The sequence below is a fragment of the Saccharomonospora azurea NA-128 genome (genome assembly GCF_000231055.2).
GTDB lineage: Bacteria > Actinomycetota > Actinomycetes > Mycobacteriales > Pseudonocardiaceae > Saccharomonospora > Saccharomonospora azurea.
Genome location: NZ_CM001466.1, coordinates 1730846 through 1743834, shown reverse-complemented (window position 1 = coordinate 1743834; position 12989 = coordinate 1730846). Strand labels below are relative to the sequence as shown.

Here is a 12989-nt window from a genome sequence, read left to right as displayed (position 1 = left end):
GAGGCGCGGTGTCGTGCTCACGCGAGCGTGTTGCCGCCGTTGACCGCGATGCGCTGGCCGGTGACGAAACGCGCGCGGTCGGATGCCAGGTACGCGACCGCCTCCGCCACGTCCCCCGGTGTCCCGAGATGTCCGAGCGGCACGCCGTTCGCGTAGCCCGCCTTCTCGTCGTCCGTCGAGTCGACATGGCGTTCGGTGGGGATCCAGCCGGGTGCCACGAGATTGACCGTGATGCCGTGCGGGCCGAGTTCGCGCGCCCACGACCGGGTCAAGCCGAGCTGCGCCCCTTTGGCCGCCACGTAGGCACTGGAGAAGGGCACCCCGAGTTCCACCACCTCCGAACCGACGTTGACGATGCGCCCCCAGCCGCGGCGCCGCATCTCGGGAACGACCTTCTTCGCCAGCAGCAGCGGGCTCTTCACGAAGAATTCGAACTGGTCGAGCAGGTCGCGCCACTGGAGCTCGTCGAGCGACAGCATCGGCTGGGGTCCTGTGGCGTTGAGGACCAGGATGTCGATCCGGCCGAACTCCGCCAGCACGGCCTCGTACAGCGCATCGACCTCGCCCTCGTCGGTCACGTCCGCGCGGAAGAGCTCGGCCCGGCCCCCGGCCGCGGTGATCTCCTCGCGCACCCGGTCGGCCGCGGCCTTGTCGCGAGCGAAGTTGACGGCCACCGTGACGCCGTCGTCCGCCAGGGCCGTGCTGATCGCGGCGCCCAGTCCCCGGGACGCTCCGGTCACGAGGGCGACCCGGCGGTCGGTGTTCACGGCGTCCGTGGCTTCCACGTCGATCTCCCGTCGCTGTACGAGAAAGGGGGCGATCGTCACGCTAGCGGGTCAGGACGACCTCAGGGTGTCACGACCGGAAACCAGGGTCATTCCCGATGCGGCGCCTGCTGGGGACACCGACACTGGTCGCATGGCTACCACGACTGCTCTGACCCGGTCTCGCGACGACCGCATGCTCGGCGGTGTCTGTGCGGGTATCGCCCGTCGTTACGGCTGGAAGACCCGCAACGTCCGGTTGGCCTTCGTCGCCTCGTGCCTCCTGCCGGGACCGCAGTTCCTGCTGTACCTGGTGCTCTGGCTGGTCCTTCCGGAGGCGTGAGCGCGTCACCAGTTGTCCGGGCGCTCCAGCCGCTCGGGCAGCCGGGTGCGCGCGTCGCCGACGGCGGAGTTCACCTGAGGCTGGGTGAGGAAGAGGCACCCGGAGAGGTCCGCGCCCGACAGGTTCGCGTCGCGCAGGTCGGTGCCGAGGAGGTCGGCGCCGCGCAGATCGGCCTCGCGGAGATCCGCGGCGATCAGGAGCGCGCCGCGCAACGTCGCACCGCGCAGATCGGCGCGCCGCATCCGCCGCCCGGCGAGGTCGGCGTACGTGTGGTCCGGCCGTGGACCCGGGACGGCCGCGCGAACGGCGTCACTCACCCGCGACAGCAACGGCCCCACGTCGCGGCGCTCCGCGTCGACGTCGACGGCGAGCAACGATTCCGGCTCCGAGCCCGCGAGGGCATCGATCCGGTCGAACGCGCGCCGTGACTCCTCCCGCAGCTCCCCGACAGGCGCGCGCTCCGTCGCCTCGGCGAGGTACCACAGCATCTCGTGCAGGTGCCGCGCCACCGCGAAGGCCGGGAACATCCGCCGAGCGAGTGCGGGTTCGTCGCGCCACGTGCGTCCGCCGAACGACTCCTGCGTGATGCGTTGACCGGCGCCGAAGCAGTCGAACACGGTGCACCCGGTGAAGCCCCGCGGACGCAGTTCGGCGTGGATCCGGCAGCGCGACGACGTGTCGAGGTGGTGACAGGGCTGCCCGGCTTCCTTGTCTGCCGGGAACCCGGAGGCCGACTGGAACGGCAGTGCCACGCAGCAGAGACCCGCGCAGCGCGCGCAGTCCGCGCGCAACTCTCGTACCGGTGCCGATTTCACGTCGACCACGTCCTCCGTCGTGCCTGCCGACATTGTCCCGCGGACACGAGCGGTCGAGGCCGGGGCCCTTCAGTCCCCGTCGGACCGCTTGACCGCGTCGACGGGGTCGCCTGCGAGCCATCCCTGTCCGGGCGGTGCCGTCGCGTCGATGAGCCGGGCCAACAGCTCGATCACCGCGTCGTCGAGCGCGTCGGCGGTGGGTGCCATGAGCGCTGCCACCCGCGCACCGAAGTCGTCGGGGTCCGGGGAGCCGGCGAGCTGCCGGGCCGCGATCAGCACCGCCTGCTCCGCTGCCAGCCGGAGCTTCCCGCACACGGGCAGGAAGCCCGGGGCGACGTCCAACGTGGCGGCCACGGCCGCGTCGCAGGCGAGCGCCGACAGGGCGAGTGACACCGTGGCGGCCTGCCGGTGCGGGTCCCGGGTGTCGGTGGTGTCCGGGGTGTCGGCGGCGTTCGCGCCGCCGAGGACGCCCGGTACCGCGACCTGCGCGGCCCAGGCCGCTCGGCGCACGGCCGCCAACGGAGCGTCGAGGGCGTCCGCGGCGTCGGCGACGCTGGAGATCGGTGCGTGCTCCGCCAGGCTCGCGGCAGCCAGGTCGAGGGACGGTACGACCCGCAGCCAAGCCGGTGTGTAGACCCGGACGAGCCAGTCCACCGCCAGCAGTGACCGTACGCTGTCGCGGCCGTCCTCGGCCGTGCCGACGAGCGAGGGGACCAGCCACTTGAGCTGTTGCAGCCGCGGGTGCGCCAGGCGGTCGCCGAGCACCGTGATCGCAGCGTGCAGCACGGGAGAGAGGCAGCGCGGTCGGTCGGAGTGGTGTTCACCGGCGAACCACGCCACGGCCTCGGGCAGGCTCATCGACGAGGTTCGAGCACCGGTCGGCTTCCTGGTGAGTGTGATCATGCCGAGGTCGAACGCCTCCATGCCGACTCCGCTCCCGTGTCCGCCACGCCTGATCGGATTAATCGCAAACGACACGATCGTGGAACCGGGCTCCGTGAGCAAGCAAGTCACCCGGACAGCCGTGTGTGACGCCGGTCGCCATGACCTCGGTCACCGCGCTGTATCGGACCGCGCGGCCCGAGCCCTACTCTCCGGTAACACGGCGCACGCCGGACAACCTCAGGAAGGGACGCGGCATTGGTGCACACCAGGTTCTGTGACGTCTTCGGTGTCGACTACCCGATCGTGCAGGGTGGGATGCAGTGGGTCGGCCGTGCCGAACTCGTCTCCGCGGTCGCCGAGGCCGGTGGCTTGGGCTTCCTGACCGCCCTGACACAGCCGACGCCCGAAGCGCTCGCCGACGAGATCAGGCGTTGCCGCGAGCTGACCGACAAGCCGTTCGGCGTGAACCTCACGATCCTGCCCGCCATCACCCCTCCGCCGTACGCGGAATACCGCGACGCGATCATCGAGTCCGGCGTGCGGATCGTGGAGACGGCCGGAGCGAACCCCGCCGAGCATCTGCCCGTGTTCCGCGCGGCGGGCGTGAAGGTGCTGCACAAGTGCACGAGTGTCCGCCACGCCGTGAAGGCGGAGGAGCTCGGTGTGGACGCCGTGTCCATCGACGGGTTCGAATGCGCGGGCCACCCGGGCGAGGACGACATCGGCGGGCTCGTGCTCATTCCCGCGACGGCCCAGCGGCTCGACATCCCGATCATCGCCTCGGGCGGGTTCGCCGACGCGCGGGGACTCGTGGCCGCGCTCGCCCTCGGCGCCGACGGGATCAACATGGGGACGCGCTTCCTCGCGACGAGGGAGGCACCGGTGCACGAGAACGTCAAGCGCCGGCTCGTGGAGGCGACCGAATTGGACACCGAACTCATCTTCCGCCCGTTGCGGAACACGGCCCGGGTCGCCGGCAATGCGATCAGCCGGAAGGTCGTGAGCATCCTCGACGAGGGTGGGCGGTTCGAGGACGTGCGCCCCCTCGTGGCCGGTGCGCGTGGGCGGGCGGTGTTCGAGCAGGGCGACCTGGACGAAGGCATCTGGACGGCTGGAATCGTGCAGGGACTCATCGACGACATCCCCACGGTCGCCGAACTGATCGAGCGGATGGTCGCCGAAGCACGGGAGCTCATCGAGGGCAGGCTGACGGCTCTCGTGCGCGGCTGAAACCCGCAGGCCCGCTGGCCCCCGTCACTCGTCGCAGCCGACGCCGTCGCCGTTGAAGCCCCGGGACGTGAGGTGATCGCGCATCCGCTCGGGGGCGCGGTCTCCGGTGGCGCCCAGCCGTCGTGAGTAGCCGCCGGAGCCGCCCTCCCGCTCACCCTCGAACGTCGCCGAGATCAACGCCAGGCGCCACCAGTTCTTCTTCAGGCGCGCGCGAAACGGCACAGGGGCAGAGTCTTCGACTCCAGCGTTGGACATCCGCCCATTCTGCTGGTGGTCAGGAACACGTGGCACTGGATGATCGATCCCGTGAAGATCAGGTGGCCGGCGAACGACCCGGAACTGCCGGCACCTTCCCCGGTCATCCCGGAGACCTGCGGGCCCGGCCCGCACAGGGTTGAGGTTCGCCTGCCGCAGACACAAAAAATCCCCAGGCCATGTGACCTGGGGTTTCTGTGCGCCATCAGGGACTCGAACCCCGAACCCGCTGATTAAGAGTCAGCTGCTCTGCCAGTTGAGCTAATGGCGCTTGTCGTTTCGTGATCCGGTGTTTCACCGGCTCCTCTCGGCGACGGGAGAAACATTAGCACGCCCCCGAGAGGCCTCTCGCCGGGGGCCCCTTGTTTTCGGTTGGACACAACTTGGTCAAGTCCCTGCACGCACCGCGACCGATACGACACACTCGCGACACGATCGGGGTATGTCGTGGCGGAAACGGGTGGTGATGGTGTCGCGTACACGTGGCTTGTCGACACGGACGAGTGGACTCTGGGGTGCGCTCCTCCTGGTCGTCGCTGTCGTGGCGGGGTGCTCCTCGGCCGCTGAGACCGGCTCGACGGGTGAGTCCGCCGCGACGACCACGGAGGCCCCCAAACCGGCTCTGCTCGCGCTCTCGGTGTCCGACGGCGACGACGACGTCGAACCACGCCGCCCCATCACGGTGAACGTCGAGCACGGAACCATCACCGCGGCCTCGCTGATCGGCAAGCACGGCACGCACGTCGAGGACGAACTCCGGTCGGACGGCACGTCGTGGACGACCACCGAACCGCTCGGCTACGGCAAGACCTACACGCTCACCGTCGAGGCGACGGGCGACGACGGCGCGAAGATCAGCGAGGAGTCGACGTTCACCACCGCCACCCCGGCCCGCACGGTCGCCGTGTCGATCAACGTGTGGGACGACGAGACCGTCGGCGTCGGCATGCCGCTCATCTTCGACTTCACCGGCTCCGTCCCCGACAAGGACGCCGCCGAGAACGCGCTCGACATCGCCGCCGAGCCGGCGACGGAGGGTGACTTCCGCTGGTTCGGAGACACCCGGGTGATCTGGCGCCCGAAGGAGTACTGGAAGCCGGGCACGAAGGTCTCGATCGACGCGGGCGTCTACGGCACGAACCTCGGCGACGGCACCTACGGCGTGGAGGACAGGTCCGTCGACTTCACGGTGGGCGACGAGCTCGTCGCGGTCGCCGACGGCCGCGACCACACCATGACGGTGTCGATCAACGGCAAGAAGGTGAAGACGTTGCCCATCTCGATGGGCAAGCCAAGCAGCCCCACGCCGGCGGGCACGTACACCGTCATGAGCGAGCACCACGGCTACACGATGGACTCCAGCACCTACGGCGTCCCGGTGGACAGCGCGACGGGATACCGGACGTACGTCGACTACGCCGTGCGGCTGTCGAACAGCGGCATCTTCTACCACTCCGCGCCGTGGTCGCTGGGCGATCAGGGCAACAACAACGTCAGCGCGGGATGCATCAACCTGTCGACGGAGAACGCCGCGTGGTTGATGGGCAAGACGAAACGCGGGGACGTGTTCACGGTCGAGCGCAGTGGCGGCCCCGAGCTGGAACCCACGGACGGCTGGAGCGTGTGGCAGCTGTCGTGGGAGGAGTGGCAGAGCTGACGATCGCCGTCGTCACCGCCGCTGCTCGGCGCGTTCGGGGAGGACGCCCCGCTGCCGCAGCCGACCGAACAGGTCGAAGCTTCCCCACTCCTCGACGATGCGGTCGTTCTCCCACTTGAGCAGCTGCATGCCGGTCATCTACCCACGACCTGCCCGTGGCGGGTATGCCGCGGAACTCGCCGCGCGGCTCATGAACCGCAGTGCGAGGCGTACATGGCGTCGCACGCGTCGAGGTCACCTCCGTTGAACACCTTCTTCCGTGCGGGCTCCTGAGCGGACGGGCCGAAGCGGCCCGCGCACGCGTGTCGGTGCACGGCCAGTCGGGTCGTTCGTCCCCGGGTCCCGCCCGCGCAGTGGCCGGGACGTGAAAAAGCCGGCCGCCGTGCGAAACACGACGACCGGCTTCACGACCGGGGCGGCGTCAGCCCTTCAGCAGGTGACGGGCCATCACCATGCGCTGAACCTGGTTCGTGCCCTCGTAGATCTGTGTGATCTTGGCGTCGCGCATCATGCGCTCCACGGGGAAGTCCCGGGTGTAGCCCGCGCCGCCGAACAGCTGCACGGCGTCGGTCGTGACCTCCATGGCCACGTCCGAGGCGTAGGTCTTGGCGGCGCTCGCGAGGAAGCCCGCCCGCGCGTCACCCCGCTCGGTGGCCGCCGCCGACGCGTACACCATGTGCCGCGCGGCCTCGATCTTCATCGCCATGTCGGCGAGCATGAACTGCACGCCCTGGAACTCGCTGATGGCCTGGCCGAACTGCTTGCGGTCCTTCACGTACTCGACCGCGGCGTCGAGGGCGCCCTGGGCGATGCCGAGCGCCTGTGCACCGATCGTGGGGCGCGTGTGGTCGAGCGTCCGCAGCGCCGTCTTCAGTCCCGTCCCGGGCTCACCGATGATCCGGTTCTCGGGGATCGTGCAGTTCTCGAAGTAGATCTCGCGGGTAGGCGAACCCTTGATACCGAGCTTCTTCTCCTTCGGGCCGACCGAGAACCCGGGGTCGTCCTTGTGCACGACGAAGGCCGAGATGCCGCGTGCCTTCTTCTCCGCGTTCGGATCCGTCACGGCCATCACCGTGTACCAGGTCGACATACCGGCGTTGGTGATCCAGCACTTGGTGCCGTTGAGCACCCAGTGGTCGCCGTCGCGCTGGGCGCGAGTCCGCATCGACGCCGTGTCGGAGCCGGCCTCGCGCTCCGACAGCGCGTACGACGCCAGGGCGTCGCCCTCGGCGATCGACGGCAGCACGGTCCGCTTCAGTTCCTCCGACGCCGCGAGCAGGATCGGCTGTGTGCCGAGCTTGTTCACAGCGGGGATGAGTGACGCGGAGGCGTCGACCCGCGCGACCTCTTCGATGACGATGCAGGCCGCGACAGCGTCCGCGCCCTGACCCGAGTACTCCTCGGGAATGTGCACGGCGTTGAACCCAGCGGCGGTCAGCGCCGTCAGCGCCTCGTCGGGGAAGCGCTCCTGCTCGTCGACCTCGGTCGCGTGCGGGGCGATCTCCTTCTCGGCCAGCGCTCGAACGGCGGCGCGGAGCTCCTCGTGCTCCTCCGGCAACTGGTACATCTCACTCTCCCCGGGTGTAGTCGTAGAAGCCGCGACCCGACTTCCTGCCGTAGAGCCCTGCCTCGACCATGCGCTGCAGCAACGGCGGCGGCGCGTAGAGCGGCTCCTTGTACTCCTCGTACATCGACTCGGCGACGGCCTTGGTGGTGTCGAGTCCGACGAGGTCGGCCAGGCGCAGCGGGCCCATCGGGTGTGCGCAGCCGAGCACCATGCCGTTGTCGATGTCCTCCGGCGTCGCGTGCCCGGCCTCCACCATGCGGATGGCCGACAGCAGGTAAGGGATGAGCAGGGCGTTCACCACGAAGCCGGCCCGGTCGGACGCCTTGACGACGGTCTTGCCGAGCACGTCGGAGGCGAACGCGGAGGCCTTCTCGACGGTGTCGTCGCCGGTGAGCAGGCTCGGGATCAGTTCGACGAGCTTCTGCACCGGAACGGGGTTGAAGAAGTGCAGTCCGACGACGCGTTCCGGTCGCTGGGTCGCCATCGCCAGCCGTGTGATCGGCAGCGAGGACGTGTTCGAGGCCAGAATGGCGTCGGGCCCTGTGATGGCGTCGAGCTTGCCGAACACGTCGAGTTTCACGGCCTCGTTCTCGGCCACGGCCTCGATCACCAGCTGCCGGTCGGCGCAGGCGTCCAGTTCCGTGGAGAACGTCAGCCGCGCGAGGGCGGCATCGCGCTCGTCGGCGGAGAGCTTGCCCTTGTCGACGCCCCGGGCGAGGGACTTCTCGATCCGCCCCCGGCCTGCCTCGGCCGCGGCGGCGTCGGCCTCGACGACGACCACGTCGAGACCCGCACGCGCGGTCACCTCCGCGATGCCCGACCCCATCAGGCCCGCGCCGACCACGCCGACCCGCGTGATGTCACCCATGACGATCCTTCCTGGCTGGTGTCGTTACTGGCGAGTTTAGTAGGGCGTCCTACCGTTTCCTATGCGTGCTGAATGCGATCCTGCTCTCAGGAACGAGCCCCGGGGGCATGGCGAGCGAAACCACCCGGCGGGGTGATTGGTCGGTGGCTTCAGAGGACCGCAGACGGCGCTGGGGAGCGTGACAACGTGCAGAAACGAAAGAACCCGGACAACGGGTCACCGTGTCCGGGTTCTCGTAGAAGGGTGAGTGACGGGACTTGAACCCGCGGCCCCCTGGACCACAACCAGGTGCTCTACCAGCTGAGCTACACCCACCGCGAGAGGTGCATCAGCACCTCGGCTCGATCATCATAGCGTGCCCCTTCGGGGCTGCCACAGGGGGTCACCTCTTGTGGTTGCGCAGCACTTCGTCGGCCGCCGCCCGTGCTTCCTCGCTGCTCGGCCCGGGCAGTGGCACGAACGCCGTTCGACGGTAGTACTCCAGCTCGCCGATCGACTCCCGGATGTCGGCGAGCGCGCGGTGCGCGAGGCCCTTCTCGGGCTTCGCGTAGTAGATCCGGGGGTACCAGCGGCGGACGAGCTCCTTGACCGAGGACACGTCGACCATCCGGTAGTGCAGGTGGGCGTCCAGCTCGGGCATGTCGCGGGCGATGAACCCGCGGTCGGTCGCGATCGAGTTGCCCGCCAGCGGCGCCGACTGGGGGTCGGGCACGTGTTCCCGGATGTAGGCGAGTGCTCGCTGCTCGGCTTCCTCGATGGTCATCGTCGAGCGGCGAACCTCCTCGGTGAGGCCCGAGCGAGCGTGCATGTCGCGGACGACGTCCGGCATGTTCGCCAGCGCGTCGTCGTCGGCGTGGATGACGAGGTCGACACCCTCGCCGAGCACGTTCAGGTCAGCGTCCGTGACGAGCACGGCGATCTCGATGAGGGCGTCCTTGGCGAGGTCGAGCCCCGTCATCTCACAGTCGATCCAGACAAGACGGTCGGTCACCGGCAAACCCTAACGCGTGCACTGTTCGTATCCTCTGCGGCACTCCGCGCTTCATGCTGTCACACCCGCGCGGCCGATCGTTCTCGACGCGTCGTGGTGCTCCCGGGTCCTGGGCGGTGCCTGTGTGGCTGTGTCGGTCCGGTCGCGGGCTCTGCAGGGTCTCCTCGCCGGTGTTCGGTGGCCGGCGCGGTGTGGGTGGATCGGGTGCCGAACGGTGTCCACAATGCACCGTGGCGCGTGGTGGTGATGGGTCGTCGTCACTCGTGCGGAGCAACTTCTTACGCGAGTGGAACCGTTCGGTTCCTCGTTTCTTCCCCGCCGTGACAGGCGGTCGTAGCGTCGTCGCCAGTCGTGGATCAGGTCTACAGGAGAGTCCACAGTGGTTCGGCGTCCGCGGGCATCGTCCGGAGCAAGGAGGAGTAAGAGTGAACGCAACAGTGGTGAAGGAGGACGTTCTCAGCGTCGACGTGGAGGTCCGGGGCGTCGTCGGCCTGGCGGACTACGTCGCTCATCTGAAGCGCATCCCGGGCCGGTGCGGCATCGCGGGCAGCGGCAGCGGCGCCCTGGCGCTCGCGTTCGCGGTGGAGCGCACCTGGCGTTACGCCACCGCCATGGTGGGCCGGGCCGGGTGCGCGTCGAGGTGGAGGCCCACCCGGAGGACGGCCCCGCCGCCGTCGCGCAGGCCTGCCGCATCCTGTCGCTCGACGTGGACGCCTGCGGGTTTCCTGCCGTGATGTCGCAGGACCCGGTGCTGGCACGCCGGGTTCGCGCCGGGCCCGGGCTGCGTCCCATCCTCTTCGGGTCGCCGTGGGAGGCCGCGTGCTGGGCCGTGGTGTGTCACCGGTTCCGGGTGACGCACGCCGACGCTCTCGTGCGCCGGATCGCCGAACGCCGGGGTCGGACGCTTCATGTCGGGGGCCGTGAGGTGGCGTGCTTCCCGTCGCCGGGGGATCTCGGTGAGCTCGATGCGTCCTCCGGCTTGTCGGAGGCGAAGCGGAGCAGGTTGGCCGCCCTCGCCGACGCGGCGCTCGCGGGCGAACTCGACGCGAGCACGCTGCGCGCTCGTCCGGTGGCCGAGGCGCTCGACGCGGTGCGACGGTTGCCCGGCATCGGACCGTTCTCCGCGGAGCTCGTGGTCGGACGTGGGGTGGGGCACCCCGATCTCTTTCCCGCAGCGGAGACGCATCTCACCACGGCGTTGCGCCGGTCGTACGGCCTCGACGGTGTGGAGCCGGTCACGGTCGGGGATGCGTGGCGGCCGTATCGGAGCTGGGGCGCCTTCTTCTTCCGGGAGGTACCGAGCGACGAACAGTAGCGCGCCGCCTCGCTTTTGTGATCAAGAAGGTGGTGGAGGTGCGCGGGAGTGCCTGTGATGAGCTGACACCGTGAACGGGGTGGACGTCTACGGGGAGCCCGACAACAACGTGATGCTGTACGCCGCTGGTCTCGGTGCGGATACGGCCGGCACCGTCGCCATCGTCACCGGTGTGCTGGCGCTGGCGCTGGTCGTCGTCAACCGGCCGTGGCGGTTCGCGCGCAATGTGGTCACCATCGTCCACGAGGCGGGGCACGCGATGTTCGCCGTGCTGGCGGGGCGTCGGTTGCAGGGCATCAGGCTGCATTCCGATACCTCGGGCGTCACGGTCTCGAAGGGCAAGGCCACCGGTCCCGGCATGGTGTTGACGGCGCTGGCAGGTTATCCCGCTCCTGCGCTGCTCGGACTGATCTTCGCGTGGTTCGTCTCCGCCGAACGGCTCAGCGTGGTGCTGGGCATCGCCGCCGTGCTACTGCTGGGTGTCCTGGTGATGGTGCGCAACGCCTACGGGGTGTTCTCCGTCGTGCTCTCCGCGCTGGTCCTCGGTGGGATCGCCGTGTTCGCCGGCCCGGGGGTGCAGGCGGCGTTCGTGTACCTGATCGCCTGGTTCCTGCTCTTCGGCGCGGTCCGGCCGCTGTTCGAACTGCAGGTGAAACGGCGTCGGGGCGCGGCGCGCGACTCGGACATCGACCAGTTGGCGAGACTGACGGCGTTGCCCGCGTTCCTCTGGCTGCTGGTCATGGGAGTGCTGTCGGGGACGTGCGTCGTGGTCGGCGGCATGTTGCTGGTCGATCCCGCCGTGGGCCCGGAGCTGGTCTTCGGGGCGGGGAGCTGACCAGGCGCCGACGCCGCCACCCGGGTGGGGCACACTGAAACAGGGAGAACAGTCGATGCGTGCACGCCGGGAACTGCGTGCGGTCGTCGGGAGGACGGTGCGGTGACGGACGAGGTGGCGAAGGCGGTCAAGGAGTGCGCTCGGGCGGCGAAGGGCGCGGCTCCATCGTTGGCCGGCGCCACGGACGAGGCTGTCGACGCGGCGTTGCGTGGCATGGCGGATCGGTTGCTCGCACACCGTGACGACGTGCTGGAGGCCAACCGTCAGGACGTCGACGCGGCCCGGAAGGCGGGGATGAGCGCGGGCCTGCTCGACCGGTTGACCATCACCGACGAGCGCCTGACCGAGATGGCGGACCAACTCCGGCTGCTCGCGAGCGTTCCGCACCCGGAACGCACCCTGCCTGTGTCCACGCTCGACGGTGGACTGCGACTCGTGGAGCGGCGTCGTCCGGTCGGCGTGATCGGAGCCAACTACGAGGCCCGGCCGAACGTGACCGTGGACGTCGCGTCGCAGCTGGTCAAGTCCCGCAACGCGGGAGTGCTGCGGACGGGCTCGGCGGCTCTCGGCTCGGCCACCCGCCTGCTCGACGTCGTGATCCGCCCGGCGCTGGTCGAGGCCGGTATCGACGAGCACGTCGTGCAGCTCGTGCCGCGTGCCGAGCGAGAGGCCGCCGCCGAACTCGTCGCGCTGCCCGACCTCGTGCCCCTGGTGATCCTGCGGGGCAGCGGGGACAGCACGCGGTCGTTGGCGCTCACCGCCGCCCAGCACGGCGTGCGGACCCTCGCCCACGCCGACGGTGGGGGAGTCCTGTACGTCGACGAGAAGGCGGACCACGAGACCGTTCGGTCGCTCGTGGTCGCCAGCCTCGACCGGTTGGGCGTGTGCAACCGGCTGAATCTGCTGCTCATCCACGACGCCGTGCACGACGACGTGTGGCCGGTGGTGTCCGAAGCGCTCGCCGAGCGTGGTGTCACGCCGTCGTTGCCGCCGTACGAACACGCCATCGGCTACGAATGGGCGCTCGACTCCGACCGTGAGGCCACGGTGACCGTGGCCCGGGTGAGCGGAGTGGCCGAGGCCGTCCGGATCGCCAACGAGGAGACCTCCGGGTTGGCGGCGGGTATCGCCACCGAGGACGCCGCCACCGCGGAGGCGTTCTTCGACGGCTACCAGGGCACCGGCGTGTTCTGGAACGCGCCCACGCGCCTTCTGGACGGATTCAAGCTGCTCGGGGTTCCGGAGACGGGCATCAACCTCGACAAGGTGCCCGGGCCGCGAGGTCCGGTCACCTACACCGACCTGTACGTCCGCCAGTACGCGGTACTCCCGGCCGGGCGGTGAGCGATCCCTCGTCGCGGAGCGCGCCGTGCGGGAATGCATGGTGTCCCGCGAACGTCGTCACTGGGGTGACGGTGCCGAGCGCGCTTTCACCGAGGTGATCGATCACCTGTTCGGCGAGTA

General features: G+C 69.6%; 15 protein-coding genes and 2 tRNA genes. 7 read left to right on the top strand and 10 right to left on the bottom strand.

What is annotated here, in order from left to right:
• Nucleotides 1-17 precede the first annotated feature (17 nt).
• A complete protein-coding gene (locus SACAZDRAFT_RS07805) occupies nucleotides 18-785 on the bottom strand; it encodes an SDR family NAD(P)-dependent oxidoreductase (protein ID WP_005440368.1) in 768 nt (255 codons plus the stop codon).
• A gap of 133 nt (nucleotides 786-918) precedes the next feature.
• On the opposite strand from SACAZDRAFT_RS07805, the gene SACAZDRAFT_RS07800 reads away from it, so the two are divergent.
• Nucleotides 919-1107: a PspC domain-containing protein gene (locus SACAZDRAFT_RS07800; RefSeq protein WP_005440367.1), complete on the top strand. Its 189-nt coding sequence runs from the start codon at nucleotides 919-921 to the stop codon at nucleotides 1105-1107.
• 5 nt (nucleotides 1108-1112) lie between these two features.
• Here the strand turns inward: SACAZDRAFT_RS07800 and SACAZDRAFT_RS07795 are convergent, their stop codons facing one another.
• Together SACAZDRAFT_RS07795 and SACAZDRAFT_RS07790 are read right to left on the bottom strand one after the other, a co-directional pair.
• Nucleotides 1113-1955 (bottom strand): pentapeptide repeat-containing protein, encoded by an 843-nt coding sequence (locus tag SACAZDRAFT_RS07795; protein WP_005440365.1) that lies wholly within the window; start codon nucleotides 1953-1955, stop codon nucleotides 1113-1115.
• Between the two features lie 36 nt (nucleotides 1956-1991).
• Complete coding sequence (locus SACAZDRAFT_RS07790; RefSeq protein ID WP_005440364.1) at nucleotides 1992-2846, bottom strand: hypothetical protein; 855 nt, start codon at nucleotides 2844-2846, stop codon at nucleotides 1992-1994.
• Nucleotides 2847-3062: 216 nt separating this feature from the next.
• Between SACAZDRAFT_RS07790 and SACAZDRAFT_RS07785 the strand changes: the two genes are divergently transcribed.
• Entirely contained in the window at nucleotides 3063-4037 is a 975-nt protein-coding gene (locus tag SACAZDRAFT_RS07785) for an NAD(P)H-dependent flavin oxidoreductase (RefSeq protein ID WP_040927706.1), read from the top strand.
• A 24-nt stretch (nucleotides 4038-4061) separates the two neighbouring features.
• Here the strand turns inward: SACAZDRAFT_RS07785 and SACAZDRAFT_RS07780 are convergent, their stop codons facing one another.
• On the bottom strand, nucleotides 4062-4259 hold the full coding sequence (locus tag SACAZDRAFT_RS07780; RefSeq protein ID WP_040927705.1) for a hypothetical protein: 198 nt from the start codon (nucleotides 4257-4259) through the stop codon (nucleotides 4062-4064).
• A gap of 231 nt (nucleotides 4260-4490) precedes the next feature.
• Nucleotides 4491-4563: transfer RNA gene (locus tag SACAZDRAFT_RS07775), tRNA-Lys, on the bottom strand.
• 171 nt (nucleotides 4564-4734) lie between these two features.
• On the opposite strand from SACAZDRAFT_RS07775, the gene SACAZDRAFT_RS07770 reads away from it, so the two are divergent.
• Nucleotides 4735-5949 carry a L,D-transpeptidase gene (locus SACAZDRAFT_RS07770; protein WP_005440357.1) on the top strand — a complete coding sequence of 405 codons (1215 nt, stop codon included), beginning with the start codon at nucleotides 4735-4737 and terminating at the stop codon, nucleotides 5947-5949.
• A 12-nt stretch (nucleotides 5950-5961) separates the two neighbouring features.
• Here SACAZDRAFT_RS07770 and SACAZDRAFT_RS07765 read toward each other — a convergent pair whose 3' ends face one another.
• The 5 genes from SACAZDRAFT_RS07765 to orn all read right to left on the bottom strand — a co-directional run bounded on the left by SACAZDRAFT_RS07765 (nucleotide 5962) and on the right by orn (nucleotide 9375).
• A complete protein-coding gene (locus SACAZDRAFT_RS07765; RefSeq protein WP_005440355.1) occupies nucleotides 5962-6087 on the bottom strand; it encodes a nuclear transport factor 2 family protein in 126 nt (41 codons plus the stop codon).
• A 283-nt stretch (nucleotides 6088-6370) separates the two neighbouring features.
• On the bottom strand, nucleotides 6371-7516 hold the full coding sequence (locus tag SACAZDRAFT_RS07760; protein WP_005440352.1) for an acyl-CoA dehydrogenase family protein: 1146 nt from the start codon (nucleotides 7514-7516) through the stop codon (nucleotides 6371-6373).
• A gap of 1 nt (nucleotide 7517) precedes the next feature.
• A complete protein-coding gene (locus SACAZDRAFT_RS07755) occupies nucleotides 7518-8384 on the bottom strand; it encodes a 3-hydroxybutyryl-CoA dehydrogenase (protein ID WP_005440350.1) in 867 nt (288 codons plus the stop codon).
• Nucleotides 8385-8626: 242 nt separating this feature from the next.
• A tRNA-His gene (locus SACAZDRAFT_RS07750) sits at nucleotides 8627-8699 on the bottom strand.
• Between the two features lie 67 nt (nucleotides 8700-8766).
• Complete coding sequence (gene orn, locus SACAZDRAFT_RS07745) at nucleotides 8767-9375, bottom strand: oligoribonuclease (protein ID WP_005440348.1); 609 nt, start codon at nucleotides 9373-9375, stop codon at nucleotides 8767-8769.
• A gap of 425 nt (nucleotides 9376-9800) precedes the next feature.
• Here orn and SACAZDRAFT_RS23725 point away from each other — a divergent pair, with 425 nt between their 5' ends.
• From SACAZDRAFT_RS23725 to SACAZDRAFT_RS07730, 4 genes are all read left to right on the top strand, one after another.
• Nucleotides 9801-10109, top strand: a complete 309-nt coding sequence (locus SACAZDRAFT_RS23725; RefSeq protein ID WP_232286384.1) for a hypothetical protein — start codon at nucleotides 9801-9803, stop codon at nucleotides 10107-10109.
• Nucleotides 10004-10690: a DNA-3-methyladenine glycosylase family protein gene (locus SACAZDRAFT_RS07740; protein ID WP_232286383.1), complete on the top strand. Its 687-nt coding sequence runs from the start codon at nucleotides 10004-10006 to the stop codon at nucleotides 10688-10690. Before SACAZDRAFT_RS23725 ends, SACAZDRAFT_RS07740 begins: the two co-directional genes overlap by 106 nt.
• 70 nt (nucleotides 10691-10760) lie before the next feature.
• Nucleotides 10761-11525, top strand: a complete 765-nt coding sequence (locus SACAZDRAFT_RS07735; protein WP_005440343.1) for a M50 family metallopeptidase — start codon at nucleotides 10761-10763, stop codon at nucleotides 11523-11525.
• 102 nt (nucleotides 11526-11627) lie between these two features.
• Nucleotides 11628-12869 (top strand): aldehyde dehydrogenase family protein, encoded by a 1242-nt coding sequence (locus tag SACAZDRAFT_RS07730; RefSeq protein ID WP_005440342.1) that lies wholly within the window; start codon nucleotides 11628-11630, stop codon nucleotides 12867-12869.
• Nucleotides 12870-12989: the final 120 nt, after the last annotated feature.

What these genes read in the sequence shown, in the direction of transcription:
- SACAZDRAFT_RS07795 (WP_005440365.1), bottom strand. Translation starts at nt 1,955, where the DNA reads ATGTCGGCAGGCACGACGGAGGACGTGGTCGACGTGAAATCGGCACCG.
- SACAZDRAFT_RS07755 (WP_005440350.1), bottom strand. Translation starts at nt 8,384, where the DNA reads ATGGGTGACATCACGCGGGTCGGCGTGGTCGGCGCGGGCCTGATGGGG.
- SACAZDRAFT_RS07760 (WP_005440352.1), bottom strand. Translation starts at nt 7,516, where the DNA reads ATGTACCAGTTGCCGGAGGAGCACGAGGAGCTCCGCGCCGCCGTTCGA.
- SACAZDRAFT_RS07800 (WP_005440367.1), top strand. Translation starts at nt 919, where the DNA reads ATGGCTACCACGACTGCTCTGACCCGGTCTCGCGACGACCGCATGCTC.
- SACAZDRAFT_RS07790 (WP_005440364.1), bottom strand. Translation starts at nt 2,846, where the DNA reads ATGGAGGCGTTCGACCTCGGCATGATCACACTCACCAGGAAGCCGACC.
- SACAZDRAFT_RS07770 (WP_005440357.1), top strand. Translation starts at nt 4,735, where the DNA reads ATGTCGTGGCGGAAACGGGTGGTGATGGTGTCGCGTACACGTGGCTTG.
- SACAZDRAFT_RS07765 (WP_005440355.1), bottom strand. Translation starts at nt 6,087, where the DNA reads ATGACCGGCATGCAGCTGCTCAAGTGGGAGAACGACCGCATCGTCGAG.